We start from the raw sequence: 19212 nt of genomic DNA on the forward strand, positions 1-19212 counted from the left end.
GCTTTAAACCAGAATTATTTAATTATTAATTATTAATAATTAATAATTGGGTAAGGCATTGGTCTGCAAAACCGATCATCAGGGGTTCAACTCCCCTCCCAGACTCCAAATAAGGCAGTGTAGCTTAATGGTAAAGCGCCAAGCTCATAACTTGGTCTATTCAGGTTCGATCCCTGTCACTGCTATAGCAACTAACTGTTTACTAGAGCGGATTAGTTGTTGTACTGGCTCACAATGAAAATTGCTATGAGTGGAGATGGTGTAACAACTCCCTTCCCAGACTCAAAATAAAGCAGTGTAGCTTAATGGTAAAGCACCAAGCTGATAACTTGGTGAGTGTAGGTTCGATCCCTGCCACTGCTATAGCAACTAACTGTTTACTCAAGCGGATTAGTTGTTGTACTAGCTCAAAATTAAAATAGCTATGAGTGGAGATGGTGTAACGATAACATTTCGGTCTCCAAAACCGACGATCTAGGTTTGAATCCTAGTCTCCGCGCCAATATAAATACTTTTAGGAGAGGTGGCCGAGTGGCTTAAGGCATCTTCCTGCTAAGAAGAAACGGTTGAATCACCGTCGTGGGTTCAAATCCCACTCTCTCCGTTGTGTAGTGTATTTTGGTTTTGCTGAAAACACTATGCAGTTATTGGATCAGCTCGCCTATTAGAGAGGGCAACAGTCTGTAAAACTGTCGCTTAATGCTGTGCAGGTGCAAATCCTGCCTGATCCACCTTTTTAACAGTTATCAGTTATCAGTTATCAGTCATCAGTTGACAGTTAACAGTTAATGTTTTTATCGTTATAACTACTTTATGGGAACGTGGTGTAAACGGATAACACGCCAGTCTACGAAACTGGATACTTGGGGGTTCAACTCTCTCCGCTCTCGTTATCTCCCGGTAGCTCAGTTGGTAGAGCGCCTGTCTGAAGAGGAGGAAGTCGTCAGTTCGATACTGACCTGGGGGATATCCTAGAAATAGCTGTTATAGTCATTCTCAATTCTGAATTCTCTATTCTCAATTCTATAATAATACACCCCTGTAGCCCAATAGGAAGAGGCGCTAGACTTAGGATCTAGATGTTGCTGGTTCGATTCCAGTCAGGGGTATTGGTGACACGCGGAGATGGAGCAAGAGTGGCTCAGTAGGCTCATAACCTAAAAATCAGTGAGTGCAACTCTCACCTCCGCCACCAAATGCAGGTGTAATGTAATCAGCAACATGAGACTTTTGTAAAGTCTTCTTATGAGTGCAAATCTCACCACCTGCTTACGAGACCTGTATGGTTTCGTTATTGAAGTTGTTAGTATATAAAATCTGACTTCTGACTTCGGTAAAACGGTGTTAATATTCCCTATCACCTGATAACTGATTTAATGCTCTGTAGCTCAGTGGTAGAGCAGTCGCCTGTTAAGCGAACGGTCGTAGGTTCAATCCCTACCGGGGCAGCTATTTAATGTCAAAGTCTTAAATCATTTGATTATTACTTCTAATATCATGTTCGTTAGAACACTTATAATTAGGCTAGTATTTGGGCTAAAGCCCAAATACTAAGTCTTGTAAGGGCTAAAGCCCAACTACAAACAAAAACTTTATTGTAAGTAATTATCCGAACATGATATAACTTCTTATTTCTCTATTGAGGAGTGGTCTAATGGTATGACATCGCTCTTTGAAAGCGAAAATGCAGGTTCGATCCCTGCCCCCTCAGTTACTATACTCCTGTAGCCAAAATGGTAGAGGCGGTTGTCTCAAAAACAACTTATGTGTGAGTTCAAATCTCATCAGGAGTATCAACATTTGCTCCTGTGGCGGAATAGGCAGACGCGGCAGACTTAAAATCTGTTTTAATTTTGTGGGTTCGACTCCCACCAGGAGTATTTTGAAACAAAACTTTTAGGGACTAAGAAAAAATACTTAAATTTTCAAGTACTCATCAAACAAAGCCATAATAAATTAATTATATTAGTTAATTTAGTTGGACAAAAATTGGCCTTGACTGGCATTTTTTACAGGGTAATTAGAGTTTTATATGATAAGCTAATGTCTCTGTGGCATAAAAACCTCAGAAACTTGATAAATTACAGAACTTTTTAGGATGATGAGGTATAATGGATTAATTTTATGTTGCCTATAGCTTGTTATTTGTTGCTTGTTGCCTGTTGTCTAAAGTCCTAAAATTTTGTATTTCATCAACGCTAAAACTGCTGTAAGCTTTTTTTTCAATCAACTTCATTAATGAAAATATTACACAGCAAGGATTTCAAGATATTCATGCAACAAAGACGGTGGTAATGATTTTATATAATTAATCTAGGTGTAATTCATTACCTTTAGTCTAATTAACTAATGCAGAAAATTCTGAACTATCAACTCCTAGAAGAAATTTATGCCAGCGATCGCACAATTGTCTATCGCGCCTATGCCGAATTATACGAAAAATTAGTCATCCTCAAACTTCCCAATCATCCCTATCCTAATTTTCATTCCTTAACTCAATATCGCAACGCTTATACCCTGGTGAAAAACTTGAACTTTCCGGGAGTAGTAAAAATGCTAGCTCTGGAAAAATTTGAGCAACGTTTAATGTTGGTAATGGAAGATTTTGGTGGGATTTCTCTGGAAAAATACGTCAGTAACGCCAATCTTTCTAACTGGATAAATGCAACAGGCATAAATCAATTTTTCAACATAGCTCTACAAATAATTAACCCCCTAGAAAAACTACACCAAAATCGGATTATTCATAAAGATATAAAACCACAAAATATTATCATTAATCCCGAAAGCCAACAAATCCAACTAATAGATTTTAGTACCACAACAAAACTGCCCAAAGAAACAGTAGAAATAAAGAATCCCCATACTATGGAAGGGACTCTAGCTTATATATCACCAGAACAAACAGGGAGGATGAATAGAGGTATTGATTATCGGAGTGATTTCTACTCATTGGGAATTACATTTTATCAACTATTAACAGGGCAACTCCCCTTTACTTCCACAGATCCCATAGAATTAGTTCACTTTCATATTGCTCGTCAACCAAAACCGCTCATAGAATTGAATTCCCAAATACCAGAAACCCTCAATTCTATAGTGTTGAAATTAATCGCCAAAATGCCAGAAGCACGTTATCAAACTGTAGTCGGATTACGCCATGATTTAGAAAAATGCCAATATGAGTGGGAAAAGACAAACAAAGTCACAGTATTTGAGCTAGGAAAAAAAGACAGTAGCAACTACTTGATTATCCCAGAAAAACTATATGGAAGAGAGGAAGAAGTAGAAATATTACTAACAGCATTTGACCGAATATCTCACCAAGAAAAATCCCAAAGTGAATTGATGTTAGTGGCAGGTTTTTCAGGGATAGGAAAATCAGCATTAGTCAATCAAATTCATCAACCAATTTTAGAAAAAAGAGGTTATTTTATCGAGGGAAAATTTGATCAATTTCAAAGAGATATACCATTTTCAGCATGGTTAAATGCCTTTGAAGAATTAATTAAGCAAACTTTAAGTGAACCCCAAGAAAAATTACAACAGATTGCCAATAAATTAAAGGAAATACTAGGAGAAGAAGCACAAGTAATCATAGATGTAATTCCGGAATTAGAATTATTGATTGGTCAACAACCACCCGCCACAGAATTATCTCCAAGTGCAGCAGAAAATCGCTTCAATTTATTATTTTCAAAATTTATATCTGTATTTGCTGAAGCAGAGCATCCATTAGTAATATTTTTAGATGACTTACAATGGGCAGACTTAGCTTCTCTGAAGTTGATGAAGTTGGTGATGGAAAAAAGTGAAATTAACTATTTATTATTGATAGGAGCTTACCGAGATAATGAAGTAAATGTCGGGCATCCTTTGATATTAACTATTGAGGAAATTAAAACAACAGGACCAATAGTTAATCAAATAATTCTGTCACCTTTGGGTCAGTCAGCATTGAATAATTTAGTAGCGGATACGATAAACTATTCTTCAGAAAAATCAGTGATACTCACGGAACAAATTTATCGAAAAACAAAAGGAAATCCATTTTTTAGCACTCAATTTATCAAGTCTTTGTACAAAGAAGGATTAATTTTTTATGATGAGCAACAGGAGAAATGGTTGTTCAATTTAGCAAAAATTAAAATTTTAGCAGGCAGTGGAGATGTAGTAGAATTAATGGCTGCCCAAATTAAAAAATTACCTCAATCAACTCAAGAATTATTAAAATTAGCAGCTTGTATAAGTAACGAATTTGACTTGAAAACTCTATCTATTGTGTATGAGAATTCTCTTTCTAAAACTGCCTTGGACTTATGGAATGCTTTATCCGAAGGATTGATTTTACCAGTAGATGAAACCTACAAATTTTATCAGGGAGAAAATGATGATAATTTGCCAGAAATGAGAGATATGAAAACACCAATTTATCATTTTATGCACGACCGGGTGCAACAAGCAGCTTATAGTCTAATTCCCGAACAAAAAAAGCAAGAAACTCATCTAAAAATTGGCAGATTACTTTTAAATAATACAGTAAATGAGGAACTAGAAGAAAAAATATTTGAAATTGTTAATCAACTTAATTCTGGTGTGGAATTAATCACAGAAACAGATGAGAGGGAAGAGTTAGCAAATTTAAATTTAAGAGCAGGAATTAAAGCTAAAGCATCAACTGCTTATCAAGGAGCAATATCTTATTTGAATATAGGGATAAATCTACTAACTAAAAATAGTTGGCAAACACAATATCAACTAACATTAGCACTATATGAATCAGCGGCACAAGCTAACTACTTGAATGGTGAGTTTAAAGAAATGGAGAAGTTGGTGGATATTGTCTTAGAAAAAGCTGATAAAATATTGGATAGAGTCAAGGTCTATGAAATAAAAATACAAGCTTGTATTGCTCAGACGAAACTACCAGAAGCTTTAAGTATAGGTTTATCTGTTTTAGAAATTCTTGGTATCAGCTTTCCTACAAATATAACTGAATCAGATATTCAAGAATACTTGCAAAAAACTAAAAGTAACTTGAGGGGAAAAAATATCTCAGAATTGATTGATTTACCATTATTTAAAGACCCAGAAAAATTAGCAGCACTTCGCATTTTATCATCTCTTGTTCCTATCGCATTTGTTAGCAAAGCAGAATTGTTCCCACTGATTATATGCGGGCAAGTCAATCTATCTTTGCAGTCAGGAATATCTCCATTATTTGCTTTTTCTTGTTCCAACTATGGTTTGCTTTTATGTGCTTTAGAACAAGATATTGATACTGGGTATGAGTTTGGTAGACTTGCCTATAAACTACTAGAAAAATTTAACACTAAAAACTTGATACCTAGAGTATTTCAAGTAGTTTGCATTGGCATAGAACATTGTAAAAATCATGTTCGCAAAACTCTTCTTCATTTACGAGAAGCTTATAAAATAGGTTTAGAAATAGGAGATTTAGAGTATGCTGCTTATAGTATTCTTCACTACTGTGGTCACTCTTACTTTGCAGGTATATCTTTAGATGAACTCAACGAAGACATAGCAAATTATAGCAATTCTCTCAAGCAGCTTAAACAAGAAAATAATTATTATTATAATCAAATTTTTCATCAAGCTATTCTCAATTTACTAGGTGATGCAGAAAATCATGAATTATTATCAGGCAGTGCTTTTAATGAAGAAAATTTTATTCCTTTCTATGAAAATATTAATGACAGTTATGCTTTATTTCAAATCTACTTCAATAAATTAATTATATCTTATTTACTAGGCAATTTTCAGAGCGCTAAATATTATGAAGTCTTAACGGAAAAATATATTGGCGGTGTAACAGGGTTATTTTATATTCCAGTATATTACTTTTATAGTTCACTAACTAAACTAGCTTTTTACCCTAGTGCTACAGTTGACGAACAAAAACAAATACTAGAGCAAATAACCGCCAATGCCGAAAAAATGAAATTCTGGGCACAACACGCACCTACAAACCATTCCCACAAATACTATTTAATAGAAGCAGAAAAACACAGAATACTCCGAGAAAAAATAGCAGCTATTGAAGCTTACGAACAAGCGATCGCTCTGGCTACAGAAAACGAATATGTTCAAGAAGCAGCTTTAGCAAACGAACTGTGTGCCAAATTTTATCTAGAGTGGGGCAAAACTAAAGTTGCTCAAACCTACATGATCGAAGCATACTATGGATATGTTAACTGGGGAGCAGTCGCCAAACTCAGAGACTTAGAAAAACGATATCCACAACTACTCGCGACAGTTTTAGTTTCGTCTTCTGAAAAAAACAACCTCATTAGTAGCAGTAGCTACACCCATAGCTCTGACACCAATAGAGAAAATATTCTGGATCTAGCAACTGTAATTAAAGTTTCTCAAACTTTGTCTGGAGAAGTAAAGATAGAAAATTTACTCTCAACTTTAATTCAACTGATCATGGAAAATGCGGGAGCACAAAAATGCGCTCTCATTCTTCTCAAAGACCAAAAGTTAATCCTCGAAGCAATGAATCATGTTGTAAATACAGCTATCTCTACTGATAATAAACACTATTTCCGAAATTTTGAGCGACCTATCATACCCGTTTCAGCAAGTCAAGAATTACCCCAAGCATTAATTAACTACGTCTGGCGGACTCAAAAATTCCAAGTATTTGATGATGCGACTACAGAAGCAACATGGGTAAACGACTCCTATCTCAAACGACAGCAACCTAAGTCTATATTATGTACTCCTATTACTAAGCAAGGTAAACTTATCGGTATTATTTACTTAGAAAACAATTTAACAACAGGTGCATTTACTCCCGAAAGATTGCAACTATTAGAAATGATTACGACTCAAGCAGCAATTTCCCTAGAAAATGCTTTGCTTTACGATACTTTAGAACAAAAAGTCGAGCAACGCACCCTACAATTAAACGAAAAAAATCAATGTCTAGCTCAAACCCTAGAACAATTAAATGAAAAAAATCAATGTCTAGCTCAAACCCTAGAACAATTAAACGAAAAAAATCAATGTCTAGCTCAAACTCTCAAAGAATTAAAACATACTCAAACCCAACTCATTCAAACTGAAAAAATGTCATCTTTAGGGCAGTTAGTTGCAGGAGTTGCTCACGAAATTAATAATCCCGTCAACTTTATTTATGGCAATCTAGACTATGCTCAAGAATATACTGAAGACTTATTAAGTGTAATTCAAACATATCAAGACAATTATCCCCAACCTGTGGATGATGTCATCGATATTATTCAAGATGTGGAATTAGATTATTTAGTGACAGATTTCCCTAAGCTATTAAATTCTATGAAAGTAGGAACTAATCGAATTAAAGAAATTGTCGAATCTTTACGCAATTTTTCTCGTCTGGATGAATCAGAAGTTAAGAATGTAGATATACATCAAGGCATAGATTCTACTTTGATGATTCTCCAAAGTAATCTCAAAGCTAAACCCCATGAGTCCGAAATTAAAATTGTTAAAAATTACGGTCAATTACCCAAAGTTAAATGCTATCCCGGAGAACTGAATCAGGTATTTATGAATATTATTGGTAATGCTATTGATGCACTACAACCTATGAGAAAAGAATCTGCAAATTCCCCTCCTCAAATTACTATTACGACAAAAATAGAAGCCAAAAATCAAGTCATAATTCAGATTGCTGATAATGGTATGGGTATGAGTGAGGCGGTGCAAAAGCGAATATTTGACCCCTTTTACACCACAAAAGAAGTAGGTAAAGGTACAGGTTTGGGTTTAGCAATTAGTTATCAAGTTATTGTAGAACGTCATGGGGGAATTTTAGAATGTATTTCGACTCCACAAAAAGGTACAGAATTTTTGATGAAAATACCCCTATGACAATAATTATTACAACCAGAAAAACGAAGGAACATTAACAATTTCTTGGAAGTTTCAACTAAAAATTCTCGTTCCCTGCTATTAGAAGCAAAAATTCATACTCATATCCACGCAAATTAGAATTTAATTGTAAAGTGTATACTCCACTCAGAGAAATAACACCTCTCCACTGACTTTCATTAGTTTCCCTTGCCATAAATTGGCCATTAGGATTAATAATTGCCGGAAAGACATCCCCAAAATTTTTGATAGTTAGGGTCTGACCCTGAATCATCTTTACCCGGTAGCTATGATTAGCATTACCAATAATCTCACCTTTAATAATAGCTGTGCCGCTTTCTGGGGAAAAAGTAATCATCTGATCTACTGTTGCACAACTACTACGAGTTCGGTTCTTGGCAACCCAACCTGTAACAGGATTAGTAATTTTTAGCCAACCAGATTGTTCATCTGCAACAGAAACAAAGGTATTATTGTTAAGTTGACCAACTATATTACCTTCTTTAACTTCTGGAGTTCTACGAACATTCAGAGGTGCTTCAGGATCGTCTACTATTGCCATATTAATTTGACATCCTGATGTTGGTGGTGTAATGATAACTAGAGTAGATTTTTGACTAACTAAATCTGAGGAGTTGGGAGTTGAAGATGAGGAATTTAGTTGATCGAAAACAACAATTTGGTTTTTCATATTTTTTGATTTCCTGTGTTTGAACTCTATGTTTTAATGATCTCCTAAATTTTGGAGAAGTGTGATAATTTGAATTATTTATCACAACAATCCTTGTTATTACGGATGGACGTGCATTTTCTTGCACAATGACTAGCGATCGCTCTTTGGAACTGGAATGATATAATTAGTTATCCCACACCTTGCACTCTGCACTAACGAATGTATTTCTAGTGCACAAAAAGGTACGGAATTTATAATCTCAATTCCTCTAGGAGGATAATTATTGGAACCAGAAAAAGGAAAGAAAATTAACAATTTCTTGGAAGTTTCAACTAAAAATTCTCATTCCCTTCTATTAAAAGCAAAAATTCATACTCATATCCACGCAAATTAGAATTTAATTGTAAAGTGTATACCCCACTCAGAGAAATAACACCTCTCCACTCACTTTCATTAGTTTCCCTTGCCATAAATTGGCCATTGGGATTAATAATTGCCGGAAAGACATCCCCAAAATTTTTGATAATTAGGGTCTGACCCTGAATCATCCTGACTCGGTAGCTATGATTACCATTACCAATAATCTCACCTTTAACAATAGCTGTGTCGCTTTGTGGAGAAAAAGCAATGATCTGATCTACTCTTGCAGAACTACTGCGAGTTCGGTTCTTAGCAACCCAACCTGTCACAGGATTAGTAATTTTTAGCCAACCAGATTGTTCATCTGCAACAGAAACAAAGGTATTATTGTTAAGTTGACCAACTATATTACCTTCTTTAACTTCTGGAGTTCTACGAACATTTAGAGGTGCTTCAGGATCGTCTACTATGGCCATATTAATTTTATATCCTGATGTTGGTGGTGTAATGATAACTAGATTAGATGTTTGGCTAACTAAATCTGAGGAGTTGAGAGTTGAAGAAGATGAGGACTTTAAAGGAAAATTACTCATATTAGGAAATGCTAGGGGTGGTAGAACTACAACTGTACTGGAATTAGCAAGAAGACTTGTGATTAGGATTGAAAAACATCCAAACTTACCAATTCCAGTCTTATTAGACCCTTCGACATAGCAAAATAACAATCGGGAAATTTCGGATTAGTTAGTCGAGCAACTCTGCCTTGATTGGCGAAATGTTTTTGGAGAGTTGCTCTAAATAGTCCTTAGAAAAACAACTTCTGACTTCGTTAATTGAGATGTAAACTAAAAATTCTCATTTCCTTCTATTAACACTGAAAATTCATATTCATATCCACGCAAATTAGAATCTAATTGTAAAGTGTATACCCCACTCAGAGAAATAACACCTGTCCACTCACTTTCACTACCTTCCTGTACCATAAGTTGGTCATTAGGACCAATAATTGCCGGAAAGACATCCCCAAAGTTTTTGATAGTTAGGGTCTGACCCTGTATCATCCTGACCCGGTAGTTATGACTACCAGTACCAATAATCTCACCTCTAACAATAGCTGTGTCACTTTTTGGGGAAAAAGTAATAGTCTTATCAACTTTTGCACAACTGCTACGAGTTCGGTTCTTGGCAACCCAACCTGTAACAGGATTAGTAATTTTTAGCCAACCAGATTGTTCATCTGCAACAGAAACAAAGGTATTATTGTTAAGTTGACCAACTATATTACCTTCTTTAACTTCTGGAGTTCTACGAACATTCAGAGGTGCTTCAGGATCGTCTACTATGGCCATATTAATTTTACATCCTGATGTTGGTGGTGTAATGATAACTGAACTAGATTTTTGACTAACTAAATATGAGGAGCTCGGAGTTGAAGATGAGGACTGTAGTTGATGAGAAACTAGGTTGCTATCTAATGTTTGTGTCTGGAAATAATTATTAGCAAGTTGTGACGAACCAGACTGGATTGTGAAATAAGCCATAGAAGTGGCACTCGCAAATCCAGCTATTCCTGTAACGATTAGTTGTCCCATATTCAATGACATAATTTTTAGCTCCTTATCAACTTAATTATATGTTCACTTTTTTAGTCAATTTTAATTTTAATCACAAGCATAACTGTTAACTATTAAAGCAAATATATATTATGAATATTTTAACCATATAATAGCTAACTAAACAATGTAAAAATAGAGTTATACAAAGGTGCAAAGAAATCGCAATAAACTATTAAATACAGTTAAAAGAGAAGTTCTGCAACTGCGATCGCAGTCTCTACATAATGCAGTAATAATTAATCTTGTGCGTCAGCAACCACCCCAACAATTAAAACGTTCTTGGGATCTAGAAGTAAAAGTAGGAAAGCGCCCTATTTTTCAAATCCCTCCTAAAGTAAATATTATGCAAGTTTTTGACCGCATGAAAGGAAAATTACTATTATTAGGAAATCCTGGAGGTGGTAAAACTACAACTTTGCTAGAATTAGCTAGAAGGCTTGTAATTCGGACGGAAAAAGATACAAACACACCAATTCCAGTATTATTAGACCTTTCAAAATGGAAAAATCACAATCAGGAAATTTCAGATTGGTTAGTTGAGCAACTTAAGTTTAAATATAATATTCCCAAGAAAGTTACTAGAGAATGGTTAGAAAATCAACAACTATTACCTTTAATAGATGGGTTAGATCGAGTATCTCCAGAATTATCTGAACATTACTTAGAAAGTATTAATAAATTCTCAATAGATTTTCAACCAAAACACTTAGTTGTTTGTAGTAGTTTTACCACTTATAAAAATTGTCATAATAAGTTGAGAGTAAATGCTGCTGTCTTGTTACAACCTTTAACAAATAGCCAGATTAAAGATTATTTATTCGTGGCTAGAAGTCGAGAACTTTGGAATTATATTGAGGAGGAACCAGAGTTATTAAACTTAGCTAAAACACCATTAATGTTAAGCATGATGACTTTAGCTTATGAAGAAATTTTAATTGCTGCTTGGAGAAGAATTACTTCTAAAGAGGGAAGAGAAAAATACTTATTAAATGCTTATATTCGTTATCAATTAGGGGGAGAAACTAACTATAAATGGTATTCTAGGAATCAAGAACCACTACCAGAACAAACAAGACGGTGGTTGGCATGGTTAGCAAAGCAAATGGCAGCAGAAAATATTCAGGAATTTAGAATAGAAAAATTACAGTCAAGTTGGCTAGATGCTAATGGCGAGGTACAGACATATCAGTTAATTATTAATTTGATTAGTGTATTATTTTGGGGGTTTACTTTTGGATTTATTTTTACCTTGGTTTGGAAATTAAAGGCAGGGTTAATTAGTGGTGCTATTGGTGGATTAATTGGTGGAAGGTTTGGTTTGCCCGGAGTGAAAAATTTGGTGCTGCGAATTGTTTTATTTAGTAATGGGCATATTCCCTGGAATTATCGTCGTTTTCTGAATTATGCTAGTAGTCGATTATTGTTACAAAGAATAGGCGATCGCTATCAATTTATTCATCATTTATTGTATAAACATTTTACTGAAATGTAGTTGGAATTCCAGCTTTATTAAATACTTGTAAAGAATCTATCATGGGGGGATCTCCCATAAAAGTTTGTGGCGGTGCATCTAGATAAAAAACTGTAATACTCCTAGCTTTACTATCAACAACCCACACCCTTAATACACCCGCATCTAAATAATCTTTAGCTATAGCTGTAAGTTGAGCAAATGTTTGACCAGCAGAAATAATTTATATGACTAAATTGGGTGCTATAGAACAAGCGACATCTTCTTCCCAGTCTTCAGGAAAATGTTCGGCAGCAAGATATAATAATTCTGGAACAGGCATCCAATCTTTTACTTTTCTTGTTAACTTAACTGCTAATTCTGGATAAACTTCTCTTTTGCCTTTGCACCATTCATCAATTAAATATAATAATGCACGAGTCAATTTAGAATGAAATTTTTTCGGTGACATTTTGGCTACGGCTTTTCCATCAATAAATTCATAAATAATATCTCCATCTCCTGGTAGAAGTTCGAGAAATTCTTGTAATGTAAGTTGATTTTTTCTTTGTACTATTTCGTTTTTAATATTATGCTGAGTTCTGAGTATTTATATCCTGCTTCAACTTTTAAAACAACAATTTTTGGTTATGGGCGTTACGGAAAAAATTACAAATGAGGAGTCAGTTATCAGGTGTCAGGGGTCAGAAGATAAAAGGATTTTGATTGTTCTTAAATATCTCATAAATATCTCATAAATGACTCCTGATTCCTGTATGAAATCCGGTTATACACTTATAATATCCGCTACTTTCCATCAAGACAAACCTTTAGTGGTACACTCTTAAATAATTTATTTACTTAAATCCTTCTTTTTTTCTGATAACTAATAATTGATAACTGAAATGACTATTCAACCTCGAAAAAGATTTGCTCAACATTGGTTGAGGAGTGACAAAGCTCTTAATAAAATTGTCCAAGCTGCTGAATTATCCGAGAGCGATCGCGTCCTAGAAATTGGGCCAGGTACAGGCATTCTCACTCATCGTTTATTGCCCCTAGCAGCTTCAGTTGTTGCAGTAGAAATTGACAGAGATTTATGTCAAAAGTTAGTCAAAAAAATTGGTGGAGTAGAAAATTTTCTCTTATTACAGGGAGATATTTTATCCCTAGATTTAGAAACAAACTTGGCACAATTTTCTGCTTTCCAAAATCCTAATAAAGTTGTGGCGAATATACCCTATAACATTACAGGCCCAATCCTAGAAAAACTATTAGGCACAATTGCTCAACCTGTAACTAATACTTATGATTTAATCGTCTTATTATTACAAAAAGAAGTAGCGGATAGAATCTGCGCCCCACCAGACTCAAAAGCTTATAGTTCCCTATCAGTAAAAATTCAATATTTAGCCAACTGTGAATTTATTTGTGATGTACCTGCTAAAGCATTTTACCCGCCACCCAAAGTAGATTCAGCAGTAATACGACTACGGCCTCAATTAATAGAAACCCAGGCTAATAACCCGAAACAAATGGAAATGTTAGTTAAATTAGGTTTTGCTAGTAAACGGAAAATGTTGAGAAATAATCTTAAAGCAGTTGTCGATCGCGATCGCCTTTCCGACTTATTAGAAAAGTTAAAAGTAAACCCCCAAAGTCGTGCAGAAGATTTAAGTGTCCAGGAGTGGGTGGCATTAGCAAATAGTTTAGAGGAGTTTTTATAGTCTTACCGTGAAATCACTGATGATTAGGAGTGATGCACGCGAAACGCCTTTTCTAATTTAGTTTTGGTGTGCGTAAAACTGTTTCCAAAGGTCGCTTTATTGGAACGTAGCTCCAATTTATAGCGACCCGAACACAGTGAAATCACTAATTACACAAGTAAGTTCTCTGAAATTTTTATACAGGACTTACCTACGCGAAACCCAGTTGCTACAAAAAATTCTTGGTTTGAACAATAGACGTCTATAAAAAACAGGGTTTCTGGGTTCAATTGGGTAAGTCCTGTTATAGTTCCTCTGGCATTAATACTTGATCCACTAATATTATTACTCCATTTTTAGCACGTTGGGATGACTCAATAGTGCTTGACTCATTCAGAGTAATTTTATCCTCAGTAGCATCTAGATTAATTTTAATTTGATCCCCAGAAACAGTTTCCACTCTTCCCTCTGCCACCTCTTCATTAGAAACACTACCAGGAACAATGTGATAGTTCAAAAGTTTAAGTAATTTATCCTTGTTTTCTGGTTTGAATAGCTCTTTCCTTGTAGCTTCTGGCAAAGCTGCAAAAGCTGCATCTGTGGGGACAAACACTGTATATTCTACTTTGTCGTTGTCAGATGAGCGGAATTGTTTCATTAACCCTGCTTTGTTTACTGCTTCTGCAAAGGTTTGGAAGTTCTGATAATACTTGATAGCTACATCAAATTCTCCGGCAATTGTACCATCAACACTGCGACTTGTGGAGTTACGCCGTGGGTTAAAGATCGCAGCAGAATAATAGTTTTGGGCTAATACTGGCAAACTAATTAAAGCGCTGGCAGCAATAGTTAGTAAGAGGCCAGTCAATTTTTTGGTGGGACTTGAGAAAGCTTTAGTATTCATCACTACTTTTTACTTAATTATTAAAGGTTGAAAGAACGAAGTTTGTCTGGTTAGTCAAATACATGATTGGTTAAGCCCAAGATTTTGGAAATACAAACACATATCTTACAAACAGATATTTATAGATATTCAAGCAATCTTTCCAATTATTTCATGTATTCGATCCCTTTTTTATGAGGGGTATAACCAATGACTGGTTATACTCTAATGGTGACTTGTAAATTGTGGGAGGGAAAATACCTAAGAGGGTTAAACCCACTATTAAGTATACAAACAAATAGCCATTAACGTCAAGGAATTTTCGGTTTTTTTATATATTTGCACATCCAAGCTTTAAGGGGGGTATAACCAATGATTGGTTTTGCATACTAGGTAAGTTGTTACCCATTAAGGTATAATGTTTAATATGGCGATACCCATCAAGACTATGTGACTTAAGAAACAAAAAAACAGCAAGTCAAGGTATAAAATTAGCTATTATGAAAATAATAGCTAGATAGATTTGATTTTGATATTTGTGTTATTTGCAAAATATTAAAAGTTTAATTTTTAATATTTTGACTTTGCCCAGTAAGTAAGTTATTACCCATTCAGGAAAGATATTATATATCTTTAGAACTATATAACTATGTGACTTAAGAAAGAAAAAGACAGGAAGTAAAGCTATTAAATTAGCTCCTATAAAAATAAAAGTTAGATAAATTTTGGTTTAACTTTGATATTTTTGTTATTTATATATTGTTAATATTTTTCGTTTAAGATTGACGATTTTGATCCTAATCACTGCAAGACAATAATTGAGAAATTATCATATAAGTACCAAGATAATTCTAATTATTATTTTGTCAAATAAAATTATCAGCTATTCCTATTTATTTTCTTATCGTAAACGGAGACAGTAATATGAAACCTGAATCTCAAAAAGAATCTAAAGTAAAGACAGAAATTTTCAGAAAAATAGAAAATCAAGACTCTGAAATAAAAACAAAAAAATCTCCAGTCATTAAAAATCAAAAAAGTTCTGAAGTATCAACTGTATACCTGTCGCCAATCGCAGATCTGGCAGCTAGAATATCCCCAATTAGCTATTTAGCATACTTACTCTTACCTCCGGTAGTCAAAGCGCAACCAATTAAGACATCAACAGATGGTACAAATACAATCGTTGAAAAAGCAGGTAATCAGTTTAATATTCGTGGCGGTAGACTATCAGGAGATGGCAGAAATCGTTTCCACAGTTTTAGCCAATTTAACGTCGAGAAAGGTCAAATAGTAAACTTTTCTTCAACTGAAAAAATTAAAAATATTATCACTCGTGTAAATGGTGGTAACTCTTCATTTATTAACGGATTAATTAAAGTAACAGGAGGAAATTCTAACCTATATATTGTTAATCCAGCCGGAATTATTTTTGGTAAAAATGCTCAACTAAATATACCTGCAGCTTTTTCCGCTACCACCGCTACTGGCATCCAATTTAACAATCAATTATTCAGTGCAACAGGTAAAAATAACTATGCCTCACTGATCGGAAATCCTAGCGCCTTTACTTTTCCCAAAGAAGCCGCACCAATTATTAATCATGGCAACCTCGAAGTCAAACCAGGGCAAAACGTCACCCTCATGGCCGGGAATGTCGTTAATTATGGTACTATCAGAGCCCCCGGTGGTGAGATTCGTATTGCTGCTGTGCCAGATCAGTCAATAGTAAGAATTAGCCAAGAGGGACATTTGCTGAGTTTGGAAGTACCTAAAGATCGCTTCCCAAATAGTCCAGATGGGCAAATCGATCATCTGTCTTTACCAAAGATTTTGACTGGGGAAGGTACAAAAGGAAATGCTACCAGAGTCACCATGAATCAAAATGGGCAGTTTATCCTAACTGGCGATGAAACATTGCCAACTACCCCCGGTTCCGTGGTTATCTCTGGTGATATTGATGTCTCAAACACTCAATTTACTAACCGTTCCCTACCTCCCCTCAGTCAGGAAAATACAAAGCTAGTAGGGGGAAATGTGGAGATTTTGGGCGATCAGATCGACCTGAACCAAGCTAATATTAATGTCTCAGGGGATGGAGGTGGTGGGACAGTTAGCCTAGGTAATTATACAGGTCAGCAGGAAAATAATACTCACATTCATGTTAGCTCAGATTCCATAATTTCTGCCAACGCTAATTTGACTGGTAAGGCTGGAAATGTAGTGATCGCTGGAGAGCAAATTGATATATCTGGCCACATAAGTGCTCGGGGTAGTGGAAATTTAGGCGAAGGTGGATCTGTGCAAATTTCTGGTGGAGGCAGTTTTAGTGGCACAATTGATTTAAGTGCTGAGAATAATGTTGGGGATGTACGACTAGAGTCGGAGAATATTACGGTCAACCCAGAAACTAATTTCCAAGTTTCGGATGCAGAAAACAATCACTCTAGCAACTTGGATATTTCTGAAAATTCTCTAGAACAAATGACTAATAATGCAGACGTTACTTTAGCAGCAACTAATGATATTACTATCAATAATTTATCTGATAATCAACTAAATTTAAACGCCGATAATCACACATTAGAGACACCTCAAACTCAGGTCAAGCTTCTAGCCGATAGTGACCACAATCGCAGTGGTTCATTTGCGATAGACAATCGGACTTCAATTGTAAATAACAGCAGTTCTGTAATTATATCTGGTGAAAATTTAACAGTAGGTAAAATTACCAATCGTGGTGGAGGCACAATCGGCCTAATGAGCAATCAAATTACTTTTTCTAGTGGTAGTAATTCTATTGATAATCTTGATGGTCAAGTTAATATTCAACCCAGATACCCCACTGAAAATATGGTAATCAACGAAAATATTAATGTAGTAGATCAAAATATCAATTCTTCTGTAGAAGAATCTACTGGTTCTTCTCCTAAAATTGATGAATTAGAAAATAGTTATCTAGTTCGCTCTTCCACAAAAAAATTGGTTAATAATGAGAGTAAAAAAGAAAATAATAGCATGAGGAACAATCTTACTTCAGAGCAGAAAATACCAACTATTAGCCCCAATTCAGGAAATCTAATTCTTGCTAGTCTAAACCGCCAAACATCCCTAGATAAAATCGACAAAATCCGTAGTCACGCTTTTGCTAATGAATTAAAAATAAATCTAGATAACTCGCCCACAATTACTGAAAATAGCATTAGAGAATCACTAAGTGCTGTTGCTAATCAAACAGGAAAAAAACCAGCAGTTATTTATGTTATTTCTCAACCTGAATACCTAGAATTAATTTTAGTTACCTCTGAAGGTTCACCAGTTTTTCAGAGAATAGAAATAGCTAATAATGATGAATTGCGCCAACAAATGCGAAGCTTTATTGGAGGAGTTAGTCATCCCAGTCCTAGCAATCCCAATAAATATTTAGCTGCTTCACAAAAATTATATAAGTTGTTAATTTCACCCTTAGAACCAGAATTACAAAAACGAGAGATAGATACACTTATGTTCTCTCTAGATCCAGCTATGCGCAGTATTCCTTTTGCAGCTCTCCATGATGGCGAAAAATTCTTAATAGAAAAGTATAGTATGGGGTTAATTCCTAGTATTAATATGACTGATACTAGCTACAAAAATATTAAAGATTTATCAGTTTTAGCAATGGGAGCCTCAGATTTTCAAGACCCTAATATAGTATCTTTACCTGCTGTTCCTCTAGAGTTAAAAATGATTCGGCAAAATTGGCGGGGTAAGATTTTCTTTGACGAAAGTTTTACATTAGAAAATCTCCAAAAGCAACGGATAAAACAGGGAGCAAGGATTGTACATTTAGCAACTCATGGGTCTTTTCAACCCAGTGCGCCTAACGAATCTTTTATTCAGTTATGGAACGAACAATTAAAGTTCGATCAATTACGAAAGTTAGCAAAAAACGGCGAGCCAATAGAGTTATTAGTATTGAGTGCTTGTGAAACTGCTTTTGGTAATTTGGATGCAGAATTAGGTTTTGCTGGATTAGCTGTACAAGCAGGAGTTAAATCAGTTTTAGCAAGTTTATGGCAAGTGGATGACGGGGGAACTTTAGGGTTAATGAGAGAGTTTTATCGACAATTGAGTTCACAAGATACTACTGTGAAAGCAGAAGCATTGAGGCAAGCACAGATAGCAATGATTAATGGCGATCTACGTCTGGAGGCAGGAAGATTAAGAAGTAGTCGAGTTGGAGATGATGGCGTAAAACTACCAGATGCTGAATTTGCTGAAAACATGACTTTTTCCCATCCTTATTATTGGGCTTCTTTTATGATGATTGGTACTCCTTGGTAAGAGTCATTTCAGTTATCAGTTATCAGTTATCATTACCTCTGATGTTTACAGTGGGGGATTTAAAACTTTCCCTGGTTTCTGGCGGTATTAGATACTACCGGATTTGATATTTATGTTCGGATAATTAGTTACAATAAAATTTTTGTTTGTAGTTGGGCTTTAGCCCCAACTATAGATAGGACTAAAGCCCAACTACGAGCTTTAATTAGGGCTTGCTGATTAAATCTGAAAGTGTTTACATATCAGGGTATTGGGATTTTTAAGTCTTGAAAAAGTGCGCCTTTTTGAGTTAAAAAACCTCAAAAAGTTAGTATTAA

10 protein-coding genes and 13 tRNA genes are annotated in these 19212 nt (G+C 35.1%); 18 read left to right on the top strand and 5 right to left on the bottom strand.

Annotation, left to right across the window (positions count from 1 at the left end; translation table 11 throughout):
- Positions 1-113: 113 nt before the first annotated feature.
- The 14 genes from ACP6PL_RS30360 (at position 114) to ACP6PL_RS30425 (ending at position 7881) form a co-directional block, all read left to right on the top strand.
- Positions 114-185, top strand: a tRNA-Ile gene (locus ACP6PL_RS30360).
- Between the two features lie 106 nt (positions 186-291).
- Positions 292-363: transfer RNA gene (locus tag ACP6PL_RS30365), tRNA-Ile, on the top strand.
- Positions 364-428: 65 nt separating this feature from the next.
- Positions 429-502, top strand: a tRNA-Trp gene (locus ACP6PL_RS30370).
- Between the two features lie 15 nt (positions 503-517).
- Positions 518-604 (top strand) — tRNA-Ser (locus ACP6PL_RS30375).
- A 45-nt stretch (positions 605-649) separates the two neighbouring features.
- Positions 650-731 (top strand) — tRNA-Tyr (locus ACP6PL_RS30380).
- Positions 732-815: 84 nt separating this feature from the next.
- Positions 816-890, top strand: a tRNA-Arg gene (locus ACP6PL_RS30385).
- 4 nt (positions 891-894) lie between these two features.
- Positions 895-967 (top strand) — tRNA-Phe (locus tag ACP6PL_RS30390).
- A 68-nt stretch (positions 968-1035) separates the two neighbouring features.
- A tRNA-Leu gene (locus ACP6PL_RS30395) sits at positions 1036-1109 on the top strand.
- Positions 1110-1119: 10 nt separating this feature from the next.
- Positions 1120-1195: transfer RNA gene (locus ACP6PL_RS30400), tRNA-Met, on the top strand.
- Between the two features lie 182 nt (positions 1196-1377).
- A tRNA-Asn gene (locus ACP6PL_RS30405) sits at positions 1378-1449 on the top strand.
- A gap of 191 nt (positions 1450-1640) precedes the next feature.
- Positions 1641-1711: transfer RNA gene (locus ACP6PL_RS30410), tRNA-Gln, on the top strand.
- A gap of 7 nt (positions 1712-1718) precedes the next feature.
- Positions 1719-1793: transfer RNA gene (locus tag ACP6PL_RS30415), tRNA-Leu, on the top strand.
- Between the two features lie 9 nt (positions 1794-1802).
- A tRNA-Leu gene (locus ACP6PL_RS30420) sits at positions 1803-1880 on the top strand.
- Between the two features lie 469 nt (positions 1881-2349).
- Positions 2350-7881: an AAA family ATPase gene (locus tag ACP6PL_RS30425; protein ID WP_426549101.1), complete on the top strand. Its 5532-nt coding sequence runs from the start codon at positions 2350-2352 to the stop codon at positions 7879-7881.
- Between the two features lie 58 nt (positions 7882-7939).
- On the opposite strand, the gene ACP6PL_RS30430 is transcribed toward ACP6PL_RS30425, so the two are convergent.
- Both ACP6PL_RS30430 and ACP6PL_RS30435 read right to left on the bottom strand, forming a co-directional pair.
- The gene (locus ACP6PL_RS30430; protein ID WP_426549102.1) at positions 7940-8572 is read right to left on the bottom strand and encodes an SH3 domain-containing protein; all 633 of its coding nucleotides are present in this window, start codon (positions 8570-8572) and stop codon (positions 7940-7942) included.
- Positions 8573-8886: 314 nt separating this feature from the next.
- Complete coding sequence (locus ACP6PL_RS30435; protein WP_426549103.1) at positions 8887-9390, bottom strand: SH3 domain-containing protein; 504 nt, start codon at positions 9388-9390, stop codon at positions 8887-8889.
- Here ACP6PL_RS30435 and ACP6PL_RS30440 point away from each other — a divergent pair.
- Positions 9383-9628: a hypothetical protein gene (locus ACP6PL_RS30440; protein WP_426549104.1), complete on the top strand. Its 246-nt coding sequence runs from the start codon at positions 9383-9385 to the stop codon at positions 9626-9628. The two genes, ACP6PL_RS30435 and ACP6PL_RS30440, sit on opposite strands and share 8 nt — an antisense overlap.
- A 131-nt stretch (positions 9629-9759) precedes the next feature.
- Here the strand turns inward: ACP6PL_RS30440 and ACP6PL_RS30445 are convergent, their stop codons facing one another.
- Positions 9760-10518 (bottom strand): SH3 domain-containing protein, encoded by a 759-nt coding sequence (locus tag ACP6PL_RS30445; RefSeq protein WP_426549105.1) that lies wholly within the window; start codon positions 10516-10518, stop codon positions 9760-9762.
- Between the two features lie 160 nt (positions 10519-10678).
- Here ACP6PL_RS30445 and ACP6PL_RS30450 point away from each other — a divergent pair, with 160 nt between their 5' ends.
- Positions 10679-12022 (top strand): hypothetical protein, encoded by a 1344-nt coding sequence (locus ACP6PL_RS30450; RefSeq protein ID WP_426549106.1) that lies wholly within the window; start codon positions 10679-10681, stop codon positions 12020-12022.
- A 202-nt stretch (positions 12023-12224) separates the two neighbouring features.
- Here ACP6PL_RS30450 and ACP6PL_RS30455 read toward each other — a convergent pair whose 3' ends face one another.
- Positions 12225-12590 carry a Uma2 family endonuclease gene (locus ACP6PL_RS30455; RefSeq protein ID WP_426549127.1) on the bottom strand — a complete coding sequence of 122 codons (366 nt, stop codon included), beginning with the start codon at positions 12588-12590 and terminating at the stop codon, positions 12225-12227.
- Between the two features lie 295 nt (positions 12591-12885).
- On the opposite strand from ACP6PL_RS30455, the gene rsmA reads away from it, so the two are divergent.
- Complete coding sequence (rsmA, locus tag ACP6PL_RS30460; protein ID WP_426549107.1) at positions 12886-13707, top strand: 16S rRNA (adenine(1518)-N(6)/adenine(1519)-N(6))-dimethyltransferase RsmA; 822 nt, start codon at positions 12886-12888, stop codon at positions 13705-13707.
- A 283-nt stretch (positions 13708-13990) separates the two neighbouring features.
- Here rsmA and ACP6PL_RS30465 read toward each other — a convergent pair whose 3' ends face one another.
- Entirely contained in the window at positions 13991-14590 is a 600-nt protein-coding gene (locus ACP6PL_RS30465) for a fasciclin domain-containing protein (RefSeq protein WP_426549128.1), read from the bottom strand.
- Between the two features lie 903 nt (positions 14591-15493).
- On the opposite strand from ACP6PL_RS30465, the gene ACP6PL_RS30470 reads away from it, so the two are divergent.
- On the top strand, positions 15494-18895 hold the full coding sequence (locus tag ACP6PL_RS30470) for a CHAT domain-containing protein (protein WP_426549109.1): 3402 nt from the start codon (positions 15494-15496) through the stop codon (positions 18893-18895).
- Positions 18896-19212 lie beyond the last annotated feature (317 nt).

This window comes from Dapis purpurea BLCC-M126, assembly GCF_050015975.1.
In the GTDB taxonomy this organism is placed as follows: domain Bacteria; phylum Cyanobacteriota; class Cyanobacteriia; order Cyanobacteriales; family Microcoleaceae; genus Trichodesmium.

Coding starts and splice junctions, on each gene's coding strand:
- ACP6PL_RS30435 (WP_426549103.1), bottom strand. CDS start 9,390: ATGGCCATAGTAGACGATCCTGAAGCACCTCTAAATGTTCGTAGAACT.
- ACP6PL_RS30445 (WP_426549105.1), bottom strand. CDS start 10,518: ATGTCATTGAATATGGGACAACTAATCGTTACAGGAATAGCTGGATTT.
- ACP6PL_RS30470 (WP_426549109.1), top strand. CDS start 15,494: ATGAAACCTGAATCTCAAAAAGAATCTAAAGTAAAGACAGAAATTTTC.
- rsmA (WP_426549107.1), top strand. CDS start 12,886: ATGACTATTCAACCTCGAAAAAGATTTGCTCAACATTGGTTGAGGAGT.
- ACP6PL_RS30425 (WP_426549101.1), top strand. CDS start 2,350: ATGCAGAAAATTCTGAACTATCAACTCCTAGAAGAAATTTATGCCAGC.
- ACP6PL_RS30465 (WP_426549128.1), bottom strand. CDS start 14,590: ATGAATACTAAAGCTTTCTCAAGTCCCACCAAAAAATTGACTGGCCTC.
- ACP6PL_RS30430 (WP_426549102.1), bottom strand. CDS start 8,572: ATGAAAAACCAAATTGTTGTTTTCGATCAACTAAATTCCTCATCTTCA.
- ACP6PL_RS30440 (WP_426549104.1), top strand. CDS start 9,383: ATGGCCATATTAATTTTATATCCTGATGTTGGTGGTGTAATGATAACT.